15 protein-coding genes are annotated in these 18,313 nt (G+C 70.9%); 9 read left to right on the top strand and 6 right to left on the bottom strand.

From position 1 onward, the window contains the following. Positions 1–69 precede the first annotated feature (69 nt). Both GTO19_RS19445 and surE read right to left on the bottom strand, forming a co-directional pair. The gene (locus tag GTO19_RS19445; RefSeq protein ID WP_291024494.1) at positions 70–804 is read right to left on the bottom strand and encodes a protein-L-isoaspartate(D-aspartate) O-methyltransferase; all 735 of its coding nucleotides are present in this window, start codon (positions 802–804) and stop codon (positions 70–72) included. A 41-nt stretch (positions 805–845) separates the two neighbouring features. Further along, positions 846–1,628 carry a 5'/3'-nucleotidase SurE gene (gene surE / locus GTO19_RS19440; protein WP_291023868.1) on the bottom strand — a complete coding sequence of 261 codons (783 nt, stop codon included), beginning with the start codon at positions 1,626–1,628 and terminating at the stop codon, positions 846–848. A 446-nt stretch (positions 1,629–2,074) separates the two neighbouring features. Between surE and GTO19_RS19435 the strand changes: the two genes are divergently transcribed. Further along, entirely contained in the window at positions 2,075–3,061 is a 987-nt protein-coding gene (locus GTO19_RS19435; protein ID WP_291023865.1) for an NADPH:quinone oxidoreductase family protein, read from the top strand. 9 nt (positions 3,062–3,070) lie between these two features. Here the strand turns inward: GTO19_RS19435 and GTO19_RS19430 are convergent, their stop codons facing one another. The 3 genes from GTO19_RS19430 to GTO19_RS19420 form a co-directional block, all read right to left on the bottom strand. Further along, positions 3,071–4,525 carry an efflux transporter outer membrane subunit gene (locus tag GTO19_RS19430; RefSeq protein ID WP_291023862.1) on the bottom strand — a complete coding sequence of 485 codons (1,455 nt, stop codon included), beginning with the start codon at positions 4,523–4,525 and terminating at the stop codon, positions 3,071–3,073. 88 nt (positions 4,526–4,613) lie between these two features. Continuing rightward, the gene (locus tag GTO19_RS19425) at positions 4,614–7,841 is read right to left on the bottom strand and encodes an efflux RND transporter permease subunit (RefSeq protein WP_291023845.1); all 3,228 of its coding nucleotides are present in this window, start codon (positions 7,839–7,841) and stop codon (positions 4,614–4,616) included. 13 nt (positions 7,842–7,854) lie between these two features. Then, the gene (locus GTO19_RS19420) at positions 7,855–9,027 is read right to left on the bottom strand and encodes an efflux RND transporter periplasmic adaptor subunit (RefSeq protein WP_291023842.1); all 1,173 of its coding nucleotides are present in this window, start codon (positions 9,025–9,027) and stop codon (positions 7,855–7,857) included. 312 nt (positions 9,028–9,339) lie between these two features. On the opposite strand from GTO19_RS19420, the gene GTO19_RS19415 reads away from it, so the two are divergent. From GTO19_RS19415 to GTO19_RS19385, 7 genes are all read left to right on the top strand, one after another. Beyond that, positions 9,340–10,068 carry a sigma-70 family RNA polymerase sigma factor gene (locus GTO19_RS19415; RefSeq protein WP_291023839.1) on the top strand — a complete coding sequence of 243 codons (729 nt, stop codon included), beginning with the start codon at positions 9,340–9,342 and terminating at the stop codon, positions 10,066–10,068. A gap of 117 nt (positions 10,069–10,185) precedes the next feature. Continuing rightward, the gene (locus tag GTO19_RS19410) at positions 10,186–10,857 is read left to right on the top strand and encodes a GntR family transcriptional regulator (protein WP_291023837.1); all 672 of its coding nucleotides are present in this window, start codon (positions 10,186–10,188) and stop codon (positions 10,855–10,857) included. A 35-nt stretch (positions 10,858–10,892) separates the two neighbouring features. After that, on the top strand, positions 10,893–12,638 hold the full coding sequence (gene ilvD / locus GTO19_RS19405; protein ID WP_291023835.1) for a dihydroxy-acid dehydratase: 1,746 nt from the start codon (positions 10,893–10,895) through the stop codon (positions 12,636–12,638). Continuing rightward, a complete protein-coding gene (locus tag GTO19_RS19400) occupies positions 12,638–13,525 on the top strand; it encodes an NAD(P)-dependent oxidoreductase (RefSeq protein ID WP_291023832.1) in 888 nt (295 codons plus the stop codon). Before ilvD ends, GTO19_RS19400 begins: the two co-directional genes overlap by 1 nt. A gap of 13 nt (positions 13,526–13,538) precedes the next feature. Beyond that, on the top strand, positions 13,539–14,501 hold the full coding sequence (locus tag GTO19_RS19395; RefSeq protein ID WP_291023830.1) for an NAD-dependent epimerase/dehydratase family protein: 963 nt from the start codon (positions 13,539–13,541) through the stop codon (positions 14,499–14,501). A 76-nt stretch (positions 14,502–14,577) separates the two neighbouring features. Beyond that, a complete protein-coding gene (locus tag GTO19_RS19390) occupies positions 14,578–15,573 on the top strand; it encodes a Bug family tripartite tricarboxylate transporter substrate binding protein (protein ID WP_291023828.1) in 996 nt (331 codons plus the stop codon). A 60-nt stretch (positions 15,574–15,633) separates the two neighbouring features. Beyond that, a complete protein-coding gene (locus GTO19_RS19385; RefSeq protein WP_291023826.1) occupies positions 15,634–16,905 on the top strand; it encodes an MFS transporter in 1,272 nt (423 codons plus the stop codon). A gap of 10 nt (positions 16,906–16,915) precedes the next feature. On the opposite strand, the gene GTO19_RS19380 is transcribed toward GTO19_RS19385, so the two are convergent. Continuing rightward, on the bottom strand, positions 16,916–17,374 hold the full coding sequence (locus GTO19_RS19380) for a DUF5990 family protein (protein ID WP_291023824.1): 459 nt from the start codon (positions 17,372–17,374) through the stop codon (positions 16,916–16,918). Between the two features lie 102 nt (positions 17,375–17,476). Here GTO19_RS19380 and GTO19_RS19375 point away from each other — a divergent pair, with 102 nt between their 5' ends. After that, a complete protein-coding gene (locus tag GTO19_RS19375; RefSeq protein ID WP_291023821.1) occupies positions 17,477–18,295 on the top strand; it encodes a metal-dependent hydrolase in 819 nt (272 codons plus the stop codon). Positions 18,296–18,313: the final 18 nt, after the last annotated feature.

Genomic DNA, 18,313 nt, shown 5'->3' with positions numbered 1-18,313 from the left:
CCGTTGTCTTGCGGGCCCGCGAGGGGGCCCCATTTCGATTCACGCTCTGCGCCAGCAAGGGCGGGACCGTCATGCGAGGCCCGATTTTAGGGGCACGAAATGAACGGCCTCGAGCTCCGTGCGAATCACGCCGGTGGCGGTCTTGTCGATCACCACCAGGTTCTGCCGCCCGGCGGCCGTGACGGCCGGCGCCACCAGCCGGCCGCCGACCGCGAGCTGGTCGATCCAGGCCGGCGGCAGATCGTTCCCGCCGGCCGCGGCGATGATGCCCGCATAGGGCGCGCCTCGCGGGAATCCCACCATGCCGTCACCGAACAGCAGATGAAGATTCGGGACGCGCAAGGCGCGCAGGTTGTCGCGCGCCTTCTCGTGCAGGCTGCGGATGCGCTCGATGCTGTAGACCTCTTTGGCCACGCGGGCGAGCACGGCGGCCTGGTAGCCGCAGCCGGTGCCGATCTCCAGCACGCGGCCCAGGGGCTGCACGCGCGCCTGGCACAAGAGCTCGACCATGCGCGCCACCACGCCGGGCTTGCTGATGGTCTGGCCCTGGCCGATCGGCAGGCTGGTGTCCTCGTAGGCCTGGTTCACCAGCGCCGAATCGACGAAGCGGTGGCGCTCGACCGCGAGCATGGCGGCCACCACGGCCGGGTGCGAGACGCCCTGCCCCTGCAACTTGCGCACCATGGCCGCGCGCACGGCGGCCGAGTCCATGCCGACGCCGCTGGGCGCGGCGGCCGTGCGTGCCGCGGGAGCCTCGGGCTTGTGCTGGCGTGCCGGCGCGGGGGCCGGTGTGCCGGCGGGCAAACGGGCCGGAAAGCCCGGGCGCTGGCGCGGCTGCGGCGGTTTCACGCGTCCTCCTTCGACAGCGCCGCCGCCGTGGGCACCCAGTACGCCAGCGTGTCGTGGTCGGTCAGGTCCACCTGCAACGGCGTGAGGCTCACGTAGCCCTGCTGCGTGGCGTGGAAGTCGGTGCCCTCGGCCTCGTCGCGCGCGGCACCGGCGCTGCCGATCCAGTACATGGTTTCGCCGCGCGGGTTGACCTGCACGATCACCGGTTCGGCGGCATGGCGGCGCCCCAGGCGCGTGACCTTCACGCCCCGGATCTGCTCGGCCGACAGGCAGGGAATGTTGACATTGAGCAGCCAGGCGTCGCCGCGTTTGGCCGATTCGGGCAGCGAGGGCAGCAGTTGCTGCACCAGCGCGGCGGCCTGGGCGGCGGCCACGTCGAGATGGGCCCAGCCCCTCTCGGTCTGGGAAAAGGCGATGGCGGGAATGCCGAACAGGTAGCCCTCCATCGCCGCGCCGACGGTGCCGGAGTAGATGGTGTCGTCGCCCATGTTGGCGCCGTTGTTGATGCCGGAGATGACGAGGTCGGGCCGGTAGCCCAGCAGGCCGGTGAGGGCGATGTGGACGCAGTCGGCGGGGGTGCCGTTGACGTAGCGGAATCCGTTGGCGGCGGTGTGCACGTACAGCGGGGAATGCAGACTCAATGCGTTGCTTTTGGCGCTGTTGTTGTGCTCGGGGGCAACGACCTCGACTTCGACGTCTGGCAGGGCTTTCACGGCCTCGTAGAGGGCGACGATGCCCTTGGCCTGGAAGCCGTCGTCGTTCGAGATCAGGATTTTCATGGGCGAAATTCTATTGACCTGGGGGTATCGAGCTTTCTTCTTATCTTGAGTGTTCTTTCTCCGGCTGGTCCGGTCATCGGCGCTCGGGTGTCCGGCTCCGCGAATGTCCCCCGCCAAGGGCTGCGCCCTTGGCTCCTCCTTTATTTCGCTACGCCGGACACCCGATCACCGCCGACCTCGTTGGCACTCGATCGGTTGGTGCGCCACCGTGTCTGTGGCTCGCGGACGCTGGGTGCCCTGCGTAGCGAAATAAAGGAGGAGGACCGGCGCAGCCGGTCCGGGGGACATTCGCGGAGCAGGGCACCCAGTGGCCGCGAGCTTCGCGAGGTGGTGACGAGCAAGAAGAACGCCCACACCCCCCGTCACCCAAGGGACAAAACCCCCTGCGCAAACGCAAGACCGATCCCTATCATGCCCCGCACCCCCATTCACGAGAGGAGACCCCCATGCACGCCTGGCTGTGCGAAAACCCCATCGGCGTCGACGCCCTGCAATGGAAGGAGCTGCCCACGCCCGAGCCGGGCGCGGGCCAGGTGCGCATCCGCATCGAAGCGGCCAGCCTGAACTTCCCCGACCTGCTCATCGTGCAGAACAAGTACCAGATGAAGCCGCCCCTGCCCTTCGTGCCCGGCAGCGAATACGCGGGTGTGGTGGAAGCCGTGGGCGAAGGCGTCAAGCACCTCAAGCCCGGCCAACGCGTGGCCTGCCTCAGCGGCACCGGTGGCTTCGGCACCCACACCCTGGCGCCCGCCGCGCTGTGCATGCCCCTGCCCGAAGGCTTCCCTGCCGTGGATGCGGCGGCCTTCATCATGATCTACGCCACCTCGTACCACGCCCTCATGGACCGCGCGCAACTCAAGGCGGGCGAGACGGTGCTGATCCTCGGCGCGGCCGGCGGCGTGGGCACGGCCGCCATCCAGATCGCCAAGGCCGCTGGCGCGCGCGTGATCGCCGCCGCCTCCAGTGACGAGAAGTGCGCGCTGTGCAGCTCGCTCGGTGCCGACGCCACCATCAACTACGCGCAACACGGCCCGCTCACCAGCCTGCGCGACGAGATCAAGCGCCTCACCGAAGGTAAAGGCCCCGATGTGATCTACGACCCCGTGGGCGGCGACTTCGCCGAACCGGCGTTCCGCTCCATCGCCTGGCGAGGGCGCTACCTGGTGGTGGGCTTCGCCAGCGGGCCCATTCCTGCCCTGCCACTCAACCTGGCGCTGCTCAAGGGCGCCAGCATCGTGGGCGTGTTCTGGGGCGACTTCGCCAAGCGCGAGCCGCAGGCCAACGCGGCCATGATGCAGGCGCTCGCCGGGATGTACGCCAGGGGCCAGGTCAAGCCGGTGATCGACCAGACCCTGCCCATGGCCGAGCTGCACAAGGCCTACGCGATCATGGGATCGCGCTCGGTCAAGGGCAAGCTGGTGCTGGTGAACTGAGTTCAGGACTCAACGCGCGGCGGCGGTGGCCGCCGCCGGGGGCGTCCACCCACCACCAATGGCCCTATACACCGCCACCAGCGCCGTGGCCACGCCCACCTGGGCCTGCGTGAGCTGCTCCCGGATCGAGAGCACCTCGCGTTCGGCCTGCAGCACGGCCTGGAAGTCGGTCACGCCGGCCTCGAAGCGCGCGCGGGCCAGTTGCGCGGCCTCGTCGGCGTGGCGCGCGGCCTCCAGCAGGCGCTCGGCGCGCTGGGCGTTGCGGTTGAAGCCGCTGAACGCGCCTTCGGTTTCCTCCAGCGCCAGCGCCACGGTCTGCTCGAACACCACCAGGCCCTGCTGGGCGCGCGCTTCGCTGGCGGCCACACGCGAGCGGATGGCGCCGAAGTCGAACGGCGTCCAGGACAGGCCCACGCCGAGCGCGTAGCGCGCCGCGTCGCTGGTGAACAGGTCGCCCAGGCGAGCCGCGTTGAAACCCAACAAGCCAGAGAGCGAGACGCTCGGGTAGAGCTCGCTGCGCGCAATGCCGATGCGGGCGGTGGCCGCCGCCAACTGGCGTTCGGCCGCGATCACGTCGGGCCGGCGCTGCAGCCACTGCTGCGGCGTGCCCACGGGCAGCGTGCCCAGATCGGTCACAGGCAGCGACGGCAGCGGCCGGGGCAGCGCCACGTCGGCCAGCACCGTGCGTGGCGGCTGCGCCGTGAGCGTGGCCAGGCGGTAGGCCGCGGCCTCTATGCCGGCCTGCAGCGCGGGCATCAGGGCCTCGGTGCTGGCGACCAGGGCGCGCGCACCGGCCACGTCGAGCTGGCGCGCCCGGCCGGCTTCCAGCCGCGCCTCGGTGAGGCGCAGCGACTCGCGCTGGTTCACGAGACTGGCCTCTGTCACGCGCAGGCGTTCCTGCAGGCCGCGCAGTTCCATGTAGTAACGCGCCACCTCGGCCGCCACGGCGGTGTGTGCGGCGTGCAGGCCGGCCTCGCTGGCGCTCACCTGCGCGGCGGCGGCCTCGCGGGTGCGGCGCACGCGGCCGAAGAGGTCAAGCTCCCAGCCGGCGATGAAGCTGGCGTCGAAGCTGTTGCCGGTGCGCTCGCTGCGTGAGGCGCCGGGCTGCTGCGTCTGCGGCGCCACGGACCGTTGGGCGCTGCCTTCGATGGCCACGCCGGGCCGCGCGGCGGCGTCGGCCTCGCCCTGCAGCGCCCTCGCCTCCTGCAGGCGCGCCTGCGCCAGGCGGATGTCGGTGTTGGCGGCCAGCGCGCGTTCGATCAGCGCGTCCAGTGCCGCATCGTTGAAGCCGCGCCAGAAGCGCGCGATGTCCTCGCCCGGCGCCTGGGCGTTGCTGCCCGCGGCACCGGCGTTGATGAACCGCTCGTCGAGCGCGACAGCGGGCGTTTCATGGTCCGGCCCAACGGCGGCACATCCCGTCAGCAGCGCGGCCAGCACCAACCCGGCAGGCGTGAAGCGGCTCAAGCCAGAGACACCACGGAACCGGCTTTGCCGGGCCGTCGGTGTCGCCCCCTTGAGGGGGTCGCGCGCAGCGCGGCGGGGGTGTTCCTTGTCACGCATGCTTCACCTCTGCTTCATCCTGGCCCAGGCGATGGGCCCTCCGCGAGCGCAGCAGCGCATAGAACACCGGCGTCATGAAGATGCCGAACAGCGTGACACCGACCATGCCCGAGAACACCGCGATCCCCATGGCGCGGCGCATTTCGCTGCCCGCGCCGCTGCCCACGATGAGCGGAATGACGCCCGCGCAGAAGGCGATGGAGGTCATCAGGATGGGCCGCAGCCGCATGCGGCAGGCGTGCACGATCGCGTCGTACAGGGCCTCGCCGCGTTCCTCCAGCTCCTTGGCGAATTCGACGATCAGGATCGCGTTCTTGCAGGCCAGGCCCACCAGCACCACCAGCGCCACCTGCGTGAAGACGTTCAGGTCGCCCGGTTGCCCGAAGAACGGCAGGCTGGACAGCCACACCCCGAACAGCGCCGACAGGATGCCCATGGGAACGATGAGCACGATCACCAGCGGCAGGCTCCAGCTCTCGTACTGCGCGGCCAGCACCAGGATCACCAGCAACACCGAGATCAGCAGCACCGCCGCCAGCACGGGCAGCGTGACCTGCGTGCCCGGGATGGTGAAGTCGCGCGTGAGCCGGTCCTGGTAGCTCAGCTCGGTCCACTCATAGGTCATGCCACGCGGCAGCGTGCGCTGCAGCAAGGTCTCGATCTCGGCCTCGGCCTGGCTCGACGAGAAGCCCGGGTTGGGCGCCCCGTTCACGTCCGCCGAGGGGTAGCCGTTGTAGCGCGTCACGCGCGTGGGGCCGAAGCTGGGCTCCACCGTCATCAGCGCGCCCAGCGGCACCATTTCACCCGCGGCGTTGCGCGTCTTCAGGTTGGTGATGGCCTCGGCGTCGGCGCGGAACGGCGCGTCGGCCTGCACCACCACCTGGTAGGTTCGGCCGAAGCGGCTGAAGTCGTTCACGTAGAGCGAGCCCAGGTTCACCTGCATGGTGTCGTAGATGTCGGAGAGGTGGATGCCCATCTGCTTGGCGCGCGTGCGGTCCACGTTGGCGTAGAGCTGTGGCACGTTGATGTCGTAGCTGGAGAACGGCGTGCCCACCGACGATTGCGGGTTGCCGTAGATCTGCCCCAGCGTGCCCCAGACCGCGCCGTACAGCGCCTGCTCGCCCAGGCCGCCGCGGTCCTGCACCTGCAGCTTGAAGCCGCCGACGTTGCCCAGGCCATCCACCGCTGGCGGCGGCACCACGAACATGCGCGCGCCCTGGATCTGCTGGATGGCGCCGTTGACCTGGCCCAGGATGGCCTCCTTGCTCATCTCGGGCGAGGTGCGCTCCTCGAAGGGCGCCAGGCCGAAGAAGATGATCCCCTCGTTCGGCGCCGCCGAGAAGCCCGCGATCGACAGGCCGGGGAAGGCCACCGAGTCGATCACGCCCGGCACCTTGAGCGCGATCTCGCTCATCTCGCGGATCACCGCGTCGGTGCGGTCGATGGACGCGCCCGCCGGCAACTGCGCGATGCCGATGAGGTACTGCTTGTCGGGCGCGGGCACGAAGCCGGCCGGGATGCGCGCGAACAGCAGGCCGGTCACGCCCAGCAGCACCGCGTAGATCGCCAGCGACACCGTCTTGTGCCGAACGATGTAGTTCACCCGGCGGCCGTAGCCTTCGCTGCGGCGGTGGAAGGCGGCGTCGAACCAGCGGAAGAAGCGGCCGAAGACCTTGTCCATGGCGCGCGTCAGGCGGTCGGGCGACTGGTCGTGCGGGTGCAGCATCAGCGCCGACAGCGCCGGGCTCAGCGTGAGCGAGTTGAAGGCCGAGATCACCGTGCTGATGGCGATCGTCACCGCGAACTGCTTGTAGAACTGCCCGGTGAGGCCCGGCACGAAGGCCAGCGGCACGAAGACCGCGCACAGCACCAGGGCGATGGCGATGATGGGCCCGGACACCTCGCGCATGGCCTTGATGGTGGCCTCGCGCGGCGACAGGCCTTCCTCGATGTTGCGCTCGACGTTCTCCACCACCACGATGGCGTCGTCCACCACGATGCCGATGGCCAGCACCAGGCCGAACAGCGTGAGCGTGTTGATGGAATAGCCCAGCAGCAACAGGAAGGCGAAGGTGCCGACGATGGACACCGGCACCGCCAGCAGCGGAATGAGCGAGGCGCGCCAGGTCTGCAGGAAGACGATGACCACCAGCACCACCAGGGCCACGGCCTCCAGCAGCGTCACCACCACCTTTTCGATCGAGGTCTGCACGAAGCGCGTCGGGTCGTAGACGATGTCGTACTCCACGCCGGGCGGGAAGCTCTGCGACAGCCGGTCCATGGTCTCGCGCACGCTGTTGGACAGCGCCAGCGCGTTCGATCCCGGCGCCTGGAACACGGCGATGGCCGCGGCCTCCTTGTTGTTGAGCAGGCTGCGCAGCGCGTAGGTGCCGGCGGCGAGCTCCACGCGGCCGATGTCGCGGATGCGGATCAAGCCGCCGGTGGCCGGGTCGGTGCGCACGATGATGTCGGCGAACTCTTCTTCGGTGGTCAGGCGGCCCTGCGTGTTCACCGCGAGCTGGAACTCCGTGCCCGAGGGCGCGGGCGGCGCGCCCACGGTGCCGGCGGCCACTTGCGCGTTTTGCTCGCGGATGGCGCCCACCACCTCGGCGGTGGTGAGGTTGCGCGCGGCGAGCTTGCCCGGGTCCAGCCAGATGCGCATGGCGTAGTCGCCCGCACCGAACAGGATGACCGACCCCATGCCGGGCAGGCGCAGCAGGTCGTCGCGCACGCTCATCTGGCCGTAGTTGCGCAGGTAGAGCGCGTCGCGGCTGTTGTCCGGGCTGACCAGGTGCACCACCATGGTCAGGTTGGGGCTGCTCTTTTCGGTGGTGACGCCGATCTGGCGCACGATGTCGGGCAGGCGCGGCAGGGCGCGGTTGATGCGGTTCTGCACCGCCGTCTCCGCCGCCTCGGGGCTGGTGCCGATCTTGAACGTCACCGTCAGCGCCATGGCGCCGTCGGCCGTGGCCTGCGAGTCGTAGTACAGCAGGTTCTCGATGCCGCTGATCTGCTCCTCCAGCGGCGTGGCCACGGTTTCGCTGATGACGCGCGGGTTGGCGCCGGGGTACTGGGCGCGCACCACGATCTGCGGCGGCGCGACCTCGGGGTACTCGGACAGCGGCAGCTGGAAGATGGCCAGCGTGCCGACGAGGAAGATGAAGATCGACAGCACGGCCGCGAAACGTGGCCGGTCGATGAAGAACCGGGAGATGTCCATGCGGGCGCTCCCTTTACTTGGCCGGCTGCTGCGTGGCGGGCGGCGGCGTGATGGGCATGCCCTTCTCGTCCACCTTCAGCACCTGCGGCTGCACCGGCACGCCGGGCATGATGCGCTGCAGGCCTTCCACCACCACGTTCTCGCCGGGCTTCACCGCATCGCCCAGCAGCACGCGCATGCCGTCCTGCAGGGCGCCGAGCTGCACCACGCGGAACTGCGGCTGGCCGTCCTGCCCCACCACCACCACGGTCTTGCGGTTCTGGTCGGTGCCGATGGCGCGCTCGGGCACCAGCGTGGCCTGGTAGGGCGCGCTGGTGGTCATGGTCAGGCGCGCGGCCAGGCCGGGCACGAAGCGGCCGTCGCGGTTGTCGAAGCTGGCGCGCAGGCGGATGGCACCGGTCTGCGGGTTCAGGCGGTTGTCCACGAAATCCAGCGTGCCCTGGTGCGGGTAGCCCTGCTCATTGGCCAGGCCCATGCGCACCACGGGCCTGGCGTTGCCGGCGGCGCGCACGCGCAGGAAGGTCTGTTCGCTGCCATCGAAGTAGGCGTGCACGCGGTTCGTCGCGGCGATGCTGGTGAGCACCACCTGCTCGTTCACCAGATTGCCCGCCGTGACGTTGGCGCGCGAGAGCCGCCCGCCGATGGGCGCGCGCACCGCCGTGTAGGCCAGGTTCAGGCGCGCCACGCGCAGCGCGGCCTCGGCGGCCTTGATGTCGGCCTCGCTGGTGCGCGCGCCGGCGGCGAGCTGGTCGAACTCCTGGCGCGACACGGCGCGGCTGTCCAGCAGCTTCTGGGCGCGCGCGTACTCGGTCTGCGCCAGGTCGGCGCGCGATTTCGCGGCCACCACCTGCGATTCGGCGCGCGCGACCTCGGCCTCGAAGGGGCGCGGGTCGATGGTGAACAACAAGGCACCGGCGGCCACGGTGGCGCCGTCGGTGAAGTGCACCTTGTCGATGGTGCCGGCCACGCGCGGGCGCAGCTCCACGAACTCGGCCGCTTCCAGGCGGCCGCTGAAGGTTTCGACGTCGGTGACGCTGCGCTGGACCGCGGGCGCCACGCTCACCGGCATGGCCGGGGGTGGGCCCCCCTGCGCGTCGGCGGGGCCGCCGCAGGCTTGCAGAACGGGCAACAGCAACGGGAACAGGACAGCCAGGGCGAGGGTGCGCCCGGAAGGAATGGCAGGCATGGGGGTGACTCCGGAGATTGCCGACCGCCGACGCGCCCGGGTAGGGAACGTGACGAAGAAGGAGCGCGGATTCTGCGCATGAAATGTGGCGAATCGTTGTAATCCTTCACTCACAACTCCTTAAAAAATGCCTAAGCGCCTACTGCAAAGCCTGACGCGGATGCCGGACTCACCTACATGGCATTCGGTGTTGTGCCTACAGGGGCGATCGAACAGTCCCCACAGACGCGCCGGTGCGCCGTTCCTACAGTTCCCCCCATGGCCGAGGGAGTGAAAAACCTCACGATCCGGCCGGATTCAGGGGAGCTTCACATGACCACCGCCGCCGCCTCCACCGCTTCGCGCAACGAGCAGATCCGCCAGATGCAACCCCTGGTGCGCCGCGTCGCCCGCCACCTGCGCGCGCAGCTGCCGCCTTCGGTGGACGTGGACGACCTCATTCAGGCCGGTCTGATCGGCCTGAATGAGGCCATCGGCCGCTGCGACCCGGCCGAGGCCGAGGCCGGTGGCCTGGAGAAATTCGCCATGCCGCGCATCCGCGGCGCCATGATCGACGAGCTGCGCTTCACCGAATGGGCCTCGCGCGGCTGCCGCCAGAGCCGGCGCGAGATCGACGAGGCCGGCCAGCGCCTGCAGCAGCGCCTGTGCCGCCGCCCGCACGACAGCGAGATGGCCGCGGAACTGTGCCTCTCCCTGGACGAATACCACGCGCTGCAGGCCAAACTGCACCGCTCCCAATTGATGTCCCTGGACGACCTGGGCCTGGCGGGCGACGAGGACGACGACGGCCTGCACGGCAGGGAGTTCGGCGACACCCACGACGAGCCGCTGAGCGTGCTGGAGCAGCAGCGCATGCGCCTGGCCCTGGTGGACGCCATCCGTGGCCTGCCCGAGCGCGAGCAGCAGGTCATGCTCATGCACTACGAGGACGACATGATGTTCAAGGACATCGGCCGCGCGCTGGGCGTGAGCGAATCGCGCGTGAGCCAGATGCACCGGCACGCGGTGGAGATGCTGCGCGCGCAACTGCAGTCGCATTGAGGCAGGCGCATTGATGTCGTCTCAGGGATAACCCCCTGACCTGGCGCCGGCGGGCGCGGGTATCGTCCGGCGCTGCTGATCTTTGATCAAAGATCACAGACCGAATCCCACCCCCGCATGTCGCCACTCTCCCCTCTGCCCATCAACGAGGCGGTCTACCGCGCGTTGCGCGACCAGCTCATGCGCGGCGACTTCGCCGCCGGCCAGCTCCTGGGCATCGAGGAGCTGGCCCAGGCCATGAACACCAGCACCATGCCCGTGCGCGCGGCCCTGCAGCGCCTGGCGGAGCAGCGCGCCGTGGAGCGCCACCGCAGCCGCTCCATGCAGGTGCCCCTGTTGAGCGTGGAGCGGCTCGACGACATCCGCCGCAGCCGCGTGCTGGTGGAATGCGCGCTCACCGAATGGGCCGTGCCCCGTTTGCAGCGCGCCGACATCGAGGCGCTGAAGCAGCTTGCCCGCAAGATCGCCAAGGCGCTCAAGAGCCCGGCGACGGTGGACCAGGGCCTGGCGCACAACCAGGCCTTTCACTTCACCATCTACCAGGCGGCCGCCTCGCCCACGCTGCTGTCCATGGTGGAGAGCCTGTGGCTGCAGTCCGGCCCCTACCTGCGGGCGGCGCGCGAACTGATGCACCAGCCGCAGGGCCCCGACCCCGAACTGCACCAGCAAATCCTGCAAGCCATCGTCGACGGCGACGCCAGCGCCGCGCGTAGCGCCATGGAACAGGACATCGCCTGGGCCTTCGACCGCCTGCGCCTGATGCCGCACATGCTGGACATGGCCGCCTGATCCTTCACCCGAGCTTCCCACTTCGACCCCATCCCGTGACCCCTCCCAAGTCCCTGCACAAGCACCGCTCGCGCGCCGTCACCGACGGCGTGGCGCGCGCCCCGCACCGCGCCTTCCTGCGCGCCACCGGCCTCGACGAGGCGGCCTTCGACAAATCCCTCGTCGGCATCGTCAGCACCCAGGGCGAGAACACGCCCTGCTCCATGGGCCTGGCGCCGCAGGCCGACCGCGCGCGCCTGGGCGTGGCGGCCGGCGGCGGCGTGCCGGTGAGCTTCACCACCGTCTCGGTGTCCGACGGCACCTCGATGAACCACGCCGGCATGCGCATGAGCCTGGTCTCGCGCGAGGTGATTGCCGACAGCGTGGAAGTGGCCGTGCGCGGCCACGCCTACGACGGCCTGGTGGCCTTCGCGGGCTGCGACAAGACCCTGCCGGCCATGATGATGGCCATCGCGCGGCTGAACGTGCCGGCCGCCTTCGTGTTCGGCGGCGCCACCCTGCCCGGCCACGCGCGGGGACGGCAGGCCACCATCCTCACCACCATCGAGGCCGTGGGCGCGGTGCAAACCGGCGCCATGCCACCCGAGGAGCTGCTCGCCATCGAGCGCACCTGCACGCCCAGCGCGGGCGCCTGCCCCGGGCAGTTCACGGCCAACACCATGGCCATGGTGGGCGAGGCCCTGGGCCTGTCGCCCCTGGGCTCGTCCATGATGCCGGCCGTCTACAGCGAGCGCCTGGCCATCGCCCAGCGCGCGGGCGAAACGGTGATGCGCCTCATCGCCAACGGCGGGCCGCTGCCGCGCGAGCTCATCACCCGCCAGAGCCTGGAGAACGCCTGCGCCGCCGTGGCCGCCACGGGCGGCTCCACCAACGCGGCCCTGCACATCCCCGCCATCGCCCACGAGGCCGGCGTGCCCTTCACGCTGGACGACGTGGCCGCGGTGTTCGAGCGCACGCCCCTGATTGCCGACCTGCAACCCGGCGGCAAGTACCTCGCGCGCGACCTGCACGAGGTGGGCGGCGTGCCCATGGTGCTCAAGACCCTGCTGCAGGGCGGCCACCTGCACGGCGACGTGCTCACGCTCGACGGCGAGCGCCTGGCCGATGCGCTGCAGCGCTGGCCCGACGCCGACGGCACCGTGGTGCGGCCCTGCGGCCAGGCCATCCACCCCACAGGCGGGGTCACCGTGCTGCGCGGCAACCTGTGCCCCGACGGCGCGCTGCTCAAGATCGCCGGCCTGAAATCGCTGCAGTTCACCGGCCCCGCACGCGTGTTCGAGAACGAAGAGGCGTGCATGCGCGCCGTGGCCGAGCGCCGCTACGAGCCCGGCGAGGTGCTGGTGATCCGCAACGAGGGCCCCAAGGGCGGGCCCGGCATGCGGGAGATGCTCAGCGTGACGGCCGCGATCTACGGCCAGGGCATGGGCGAATCGGTGGCCTTGCTCACCGACGGGCGCTTCTCGGGCGCCACGCGCGGCCTGTGCATCGGCTACGTGGGCCCGGAGGCCGTGGAAGGCGGGCCGATCGCGCTGGTGCGCAGCGGCGACGTGATCCGCATCGACGCGGCGGCGGGCCTGATCGAGCTGCAGGTGCCGGATGAGGAACTGGCCGCGCGCCGCGCGAACTGGAGCGCACCCGCGCCGGTGCGCCTGGGCGGCGTGCTAGAGAAATACGCGCTCGTGGTGCGGCCCGCGCGGCAAGGTGCGGTGACCCACTCAGGCGCGGTCGAGTGGCCGTACGAAACCCCGGACCCCGATCCGAATGAAACGGAGGCCCGGTGATGGCGGAGCTGAGCACGATCGGTTTTGGCGGCACCGGCCTGATGGGTGCCGCGATGGTGCGCCGCCTGCTGCAGGCCGGCCACCGCGTGATGGTGTGGAACCGCACGCCCGGGAAAGCGGCGGCGCTGGTGGCCGAGGGCGCCACGCTCGCGGCCGACCCGGCGGAGCTGACGCAGCACTGCGAGACGGTGATCCTCTGCCTCACCGATACGCGGGCCGTTGAACAAGTGGCCTTCGGCCAGAACGGTCTCAAAGGCCTGAACAGCCTGCCCGGCGCCCTGCGCCGCGTGGTGGACCACTCCAGCATCTCGCCCACCGCCACGCGCGCCATCGCGCAACGGCTCAAGGCCGAGACCGGCGCCGACTGGGTGGACGCGCCCGTCTCCGGCGGCATCGCGGGCGCGGCCAATGGCGCGCTGGTGGTGATGGCGGGCGGCGACGCCGCCGCCATTGAGCATGCGAGCCCGGCCCTCCGCGCCTACGCCCGCGCCATCACCCGCATGGGCGACTCGGGCGCCGGCCAGGTGGCCAAGCTGTGCAACCAGACCGTGGTCGCCACCACGCTGTGCGCCATCGCCGAAGCGGTGAGCCTGGCGCAGCGCAGCGGCATCGACGCGTCGGCGCTGTCCACCGCGCTGGCCGGCGGCTGGGCCGATTCGGTGCTGCTGCAGACCTTCGTGCCGCGCATGACCACGCCACCCGCGCAAAGCATCGGCGCGCTGGCCACCATGCTGAAGGACCTGGACAACGTGGCCGAGGCCATGCAGCAGGCCGAGGTGCACGCGCCCGTGCTCATGGCCGTGCAGGAGCGCTTCCGCCAAGGCAAGGCGCAGGGCCTGGGCGAGGCGGACCTGTCTCAGATCGTGCGCGTCGCGAAACCGGCATGAGGACGCACCGCCCATGAAAGTCCTCATCACCGGTGCCGACGGCTACATCGGCCGCGCCCTGGCCCGCCGCCTGGCCGCACCCGGCGCCACGCTGCAGGGGCAGGCCATCGACCAGCTCACGCTGTGCGACCTGCGGCTGCCCGAGGCGCCGCAGGCGCCGCACGTGCGCGCCGTCAGCGGCAGCATCGCCGACGGCGCGGTCATTGAAGCGATCACGCAGAACCGCCCCGACGTGGTGTTCCACCTGGCCAGCGTGCCGAGCGGGCAGTCCGAGTCCGACCACGAACTGGGCCTGAAGGTCAACGTGCACGCCATGCTGGCGCTCGTCGAGGCCGTGCGGCGCGGCGGCGCGGCGCCCACCTTCGTGTTCACCAGCTCCATCGCCGTCTTCGGCGCGCCGCTGCCCGCGCGCATCGACGACGACACGCCGCTGCGGCCCGCCCTCAGCTACGGCGCGCAAAAACAGATGGCGGAAATCTTTCTGGCCGACTGCACGCGGCGCGGATTCCTGCACGCGCGCTCGCTGCGCCTGCCCGGCATCGTCGCGCGCCCGCCCACCCCCACGGGCGCCCTCTCGGCCTTCTCCAGCGAGCTCATCCGCGCCCTGGTGGAACAGCGCCCGTATGTGTGCCCGGTGTCGGCGTCCGCCACCTTGTGGCTGCTGTCGCTGCAGGCCTGCATCGACAACCTGCTGCACGCCGCGCAGTGCCCCGCGGAGCGCCTGGGCGGCCACACGGTCTGGACCCTGCCCGCGCTGCGCCTGAGCATCGGCGAGCTGGTGCAGGCCTTCGAGGCGCAGCGCCCGGGCGCGGCGGCCCTCGTCAGCTACCGGCCCGACGAGGCACTGGAGGCCCAGTTCGGCCGGCTGCCGCCCCTGACCACCGCACGCGCCGACGCCGCCGGCTTCCGGCACGACGGCAGCGTGGCCGAGCTCATTCGCCGCGCCGCGCGCTCCCTTGAACCATCACCCGCCTGATCACCCCACCCGCGTTGTCGATTCCGCGTTCCCAGCCCACGGCGCCCTGCGCCCCCATTCCACAGGAGACTTTCCCATGCCATCGACCCGTCGCCAATTCGTCCAGCACGGCGCCACCGCGCTGGCGCTGCCCGGCCTGCTCGGCAGTGCTGCCGCCCAGGCCCAGACGCCACCCGTGGACGTGCTGCGCGTGATCACCGGCTTCGCCGCCGGTGGCACCTCCGACACGGTCTGCCGCCGCGTCGCGGACGGCCTTCGCGGCCTCTACGCGCGCACCGCGGTGGTCGAGAACAAGACCGGCGCCGGCGGCCAGATCGCCATCTCCACCGTGAAGGCCGCGCCCGCGGACGGCACCGTGCTGCTGCAGACCCCGGCGTCGATGCTCACCATCTACCCGCACATCTACAAGAAGCTGCCCTACGAGCCGTTCAAGGACCTCGCGCCCGTGTCGCTGGCCTGCTCGTTCGAGTTCGCGCTGGGCGTGGGCCCGGCCGTGCCGGCCTCCGTCACCAACGTGCCCGAACTCATGGCCTGGTTGAAGGCCAACCCCGACCAGGCCAACTTCGGCTCGCCCGCCGCCGGCTCCACGCCCCACTTCACCGGCGAGATGCTCAGCCGCGCCGGCAAGGTGCCCATGCGCCACGTGGCCTACCGCGGCACGCAGGCGGCGATCCTGGACCTCACGGCCGGGCAGATCGCCTGCGTCAGCGGCCCGATCGGCGACTTCATGCCGCACCTGGGCGGCGGGCGCGTGCGCCTGCTCGGCGTCTCGGGCGCCAAGCGCAGCCGCTTCGTGCCGCAGGTGCCCACCTACGTCGAGCAAGGCTACAAGGACATCGTCACGGACGAGTGGTTCGCCTTCTACCTGCCCGGCGGCACGCCCGCGGCCACCGTGCAGCAGCTCAACGCCGCCCTGAAAACGGCGCTGGCCAAGCCGGAGGTGGTCAACGGCCTCGCAGAGATGGGGCTGGAGGCCAGGTCGTCCACACCGGCCGAGCTGCTGGCCATGCAGCGCCGCGACACCGAGCACTGGGGCCCCATCGTCAAGGCCGTGGGGTTCACGGTCGAGTGACAGGGGCACCCCCCGTCTGAGGACGCAGGGCCCGCGCGGGCGGCGTAGCATCGCCGGGCCATGAAGAACGACACAAGAGACAACACCCCCGCCGACCCCAGCCTCATCGACTCGCGCACCGCCGCCTGGCGGCTGCTCACCGTGCTGGGCCTCGTCACCCTCGGCAATGCCGGCATGTACGTGGTGGCGGTGGTGCTGCCCGCCGTGCAGACCGAGTTCGGCATCGGCCGCGGCGACGCTTCGCTGCCCTACACGCTCATGATGGTGTGCCTGGGGCTGGGCGGCCTGTTCACGGGCCGCATGGCCGACCGGCACGGCATCACGCCCGTGCTGCGCCTGGGCGCGGTGGCGGTGGCCGGCGGCTTCGCGGCCGCCGCGCTGTCCGGCAACATCTGGGCCTTCGGCCTGGCGCACGGCCTGCTGCTGGGCCTGCTGGGCAGCTCGGCCACCTTCGCCCCGCTGCTGGCCGACACCGCGCTGTGGTGGAACAAGCGGCGCGGCATCGCGGTGGCCATCGCGGCCAGCGGCAACTACGTGGCGGGCACCGTGTGGCCGCCGCTGGTGCAGTGGGGCATCGAGACCATCGGCTGGCGCAACACCTACTTCCTGCTCGCCATCGTCTGCGGCACGGGCATCTACCTGCTGGCCAACCGCATGCGCCAGCGCCCGCCGGTGGTGGTGACGGCCGCGCCCGCCACGCCCGGCGGCGCCCTGCCCGACACCTCACGGCCCTTCGGCATGAAGCCCGCGCAGGCGCAGGCCCTGCTGTGCCTGGCCGGCGTGGCCTGCTGCGTGGCGATGTCCATGCCGCAGGTGCACATCGTGGCCTATTGCGTGGACCTGGGCTTCGGCGCCGCGCGCGGCGCCGAGATGCTCTCGCTCATGCTGGCCAGCGGCATCGTCAGCCGGCTCGTCTCGGGCTGGATCTGCGACCGCATCGGCGGCATCCGCACGCTGCTGCTGGGCTCGGCGCTGCAGTGCGTGGCGCTGCTCATGTTCCTGCCCTTCGACGGCATGGTGCCGCTGTACCTCATCTCGGCCATGTTCGGCCTGTTCCAGGGCGGCATCGTGCCCAGCTACGCCATCATCATCCGTGAGCACTTCGCCCCGCAGGAAGCCGGCGCCCGCGTGGGCGCGGTGATCATGGCCACCCTGGTGGGCATGGCCCTGGGCGGCTGGATGTCGGGCTGGGTGTTCGACCTCACGGGCAGCTACCACGCGGCCTTCCTCAACGGCATCGGGTGGAACCTGCTGAACATGAGCATCGCGCTGTTCCTGTTCTGGCGGGTGCGCGGCAGCGGGCCGGGTGTGCCGCGCCAGGCGGCGGCCTGAGGCCACCGGTTCACGGCGCCGGGCGGCTGGCCAGGTGCCAGGAGATGTCAGGGGGTTTGACGGTGGCGCACACCGGCCCCCCGTCCCGCGCGGTGCCCCGCAGGCGGCCTTCGATCGCCAGGTCCGGCCGGCCCGCCGCGCGCGCCACGAGGTCCCGGGGGATGTCTCCCAACTTGATCTTCGCCCGGCGTTCCCAGGGGGTCTGCCGCTGGCCGGCGTACGTGCCCGAGTTCAGGTAGACGAAGCGCTCGGCCGGCGTGCCCTGGGCCAAGGGGCCGCGGAAGTTGAAGGCGCCGTCCGCCAGGGCGGCGCCCAGGTCCAGCGAAAAGGCAAACGACAGCGAGTCGCCCGTCGAGGCGAACGGCGGCAGCAATTGATCGCGCCCGCTTTGCACGGCGAACGACACACCGGGCGGTGGCGCCTCGACCACCAGGATGACTTGAAGCCGGTCCGCCGTCGAGGTGTTCATTCGCTGCTCCTCATCAAGGGAAAGGTGGCAGTCTGGCACAGGCTTGACAGCTCCCGCTCGGGCGCGCACAGTTGCGCGGTACCTACCCGTACCAGTACCGCCATGTCCGACCTCACCGTGCGCCGCCTGCTCATCGACCTGGAAACGCCCGTGCCGCGCCACTGGTGCGGTGGCGACGCCTTCCTCACCGCCTGGTTCAACGCCCTGTCGATGAGCTTCCCGGTGGGCGAGCAGTTCTTCATCGACGCCGTGCGCGAAGGCGCCAAGGCCCTGCCCGATGACCAGCGCGCGCGCTGGGACGCGGAGGTGAAGGGCTTCATCGGCCAGGAGGCCACGCACCGGCGCATCCACGCGTTGTTCAACGCGCAGATCGAGAAGCACGGCCTGGTGAACGACTGGGCGCCGCGCGCCGAGTCGCGCATGAAGCTGCTGGCCGGTGCCGATGCGCGCCACGCCCTGGGCATCACCGCGGCCAACGAGCACTTCACCGCCCTCTTCGCCGAGTGGTTGCTGGGCCACCCCGAGGTGCTGGCCGGCAGCGAGCCGCGGCTGCAGGCCCTGTGGCTGTGGCACAGCGCCGAGGAGGCCGAACACAAGAGCACCGCCTTCGATCTGTACCAGGCCCTGGGCGGCAACCACGAATGGCGCGTGAAGTGGATGCGCCGCATCACCGTGTTCTTCCTCGCCGACGCGCTGCGCCAGACCATGGCCAACCTGCGGCGCGACGGCACGCTGTGGCGCTGGTCCACCTGGCGCAGCGCGGGGCGCCACCTGCTGGGCCGCCAGGGCCTGCTGCGGGCCAACTGGTCGGCCTGGCGGGCCTACTTCCGGCCCGATTTCCACCCCGGGCAACAGCACTCCGAGCGCTCGGCCGATTGGCTGCGCGACAACCACGCGTTGTTCGTCGCCGTCGGCCGCTGATCGCCGCACGATCCCGGG

Source organism: Hydrogenophaga sp. (assembly GCF_011772445.1).
GTDB lineage: Bacteria > Pseudomonadota > Gammaproteobacteria > Burkholderiales > Burkholderiaceae_C > Hydrogenophaga.
The sequence above is the reverse complement of the archived record's forward strand: the minus strand, read 5'-3'. Positions and strand labels throughout refer to the sequence as shown.

What these genes read in the sequence shown, in the direction of transcription:
- GTO19_RS19425 (WP_291023845.1), bottom strand. Translation starts at nt 7,841, where the DNA reads ATGGACATCTCCCGGTTCTTCATCGACCGGCCACGTTTCGCGGCCGTG.
- GTO19_RS19400 (WP_291023832.1), top strand. Translation starts at nt 12,638, where the DNA reads ATGGCGGAGCTGAGCACGATCGGTTTTGGCGGCACCGGCCTGATGGGT.
- GTO19_RS19420 (WP_291023842.1), bottom strand. Translation starts at nt 9,027, where the DNA reads ATGCCTGCCATTCCTTCCGGGCGCACCCTCGCCCTGGCTGTCCTGTTC.
- GTO19_RS19375 (WP_291023821.1), top strand. Translation starts at nt 17,477, where the DNA reads ATGTCCGACCTCACCGTGCGCCGCCTGCTCATCGACCTGGAAACGCCC.
- GTO19_RS19410 (WP_291023837.1), top strand. Translation starts at nt 10,186, where the DNA reads ATGTCGCCACTCTCCCCTCTGCCCATCAACGAGGCGGTCTACCGCGCG.
- GTO19_RS19395 (WP_291023830.1), top strand. Translation starts at nt 13,539, where the DNA reads ATGAAAGTCCTCATCACCGGTGCCGACGGCTACATCGGCCGCGCCCTG.
- GTO19_RS19415 (WP_291023839.1), top strand. Translation starts at nt 9,340, where the DNA reads ATGACCACCGCCGCCGCCTCCACCGCTTCGCGCAACGAGCAGATCCGC.
- GTO19_RS19385 (WP_291023826.1), top strand. Translation starts at nt 15,634, where the DNA reads ATGAAGAACGACACAAGAGACAACACCCCCGCCGACCCCAGCCTCATC.
- surE (WP_291023868.1), bottom strand. Translation starts at nt 1,628, where the DNA reads ATGAAAATCCTGATCTCGAACGACGACGGCTTCCAGGCCAAGGGCATC.
- GTO19_RS19435 (WP_291023865.1), top strand. Translation starts at nt 2,075, where the DNA reads ATGCACGCCTGGCTGTGCGAAAACCCCATCGGCGTCGACGCCCTGCAA.
- GTO19_RS19390 (WP_291023828.1), top strand. Translation starts at nt 14,578, where the DNA reads ATGCCATCGACCCGTCGCCAATTCGTCCAGCACGGCGCCACCGCGCTG.
- GTO19_RS19380 (WP_291023824.1), bottom strand. Translation starts at nt 17,374, where the DNA reads ATGAACACCTCGACGGCGGACCGGCTTCAAGTCATCCTGGTGGTCGAG.